Here is a 377-nt window from a genome sequence, read left to right on the forward strand (position 1 = left end):
GCGCTTGAGTAAGCCCGAGTTTTTCGCGCGCGTGCTTGAGCCGACGGCTAATGAGATCGTTCATTTCAGTGTTTCACCTATGAGAATCGCACGCGAACGCCCACATCTTCGCCAAATCGGATAGTGGCTTACGAACGTGTCATCTTGCGTGCAAGTTCGTCGAAAGCCCGCCTCCAATCTTGAAGAACCCTGACTACCTCGTGTAACTCATGCGCCACAGGATGACGTGGAATGTCGGAGTGGGAATAAGGCCGGAAATCGAGGGTCGTCTTCTCCTTCACCGACTTCCCTGAATATTCGTATTCGGCCGTTACGGAAAACACGCGTGGCGTCACGGCGCCATCAGCATCCGGGCCAAACAAGTTGGGAGCCTGCGC

1 protein-coding gene is annotated in these 377 nt (G+C 54.9%); it reads right to left on the reverse strand.

From position 1 onward, the window contains the following. Nucleotides 1-128: 128 nt before the first annotated feature. On the reverse strand, nucleotides 129-377 hold a 249-nt coding region (locus ACTFO6_RS17965; protein WP_439935772.1), incomplete at its 5' end, for a hypothetical protein.

This window comes from Pelomicrobium sp. G1, assembly GCF_051905455.1.
GTDB lineage: Bacteria > Pseudomonadota > Gammaproteobacteria > Burkholderiales > UBA6910 > Pelomicrobium.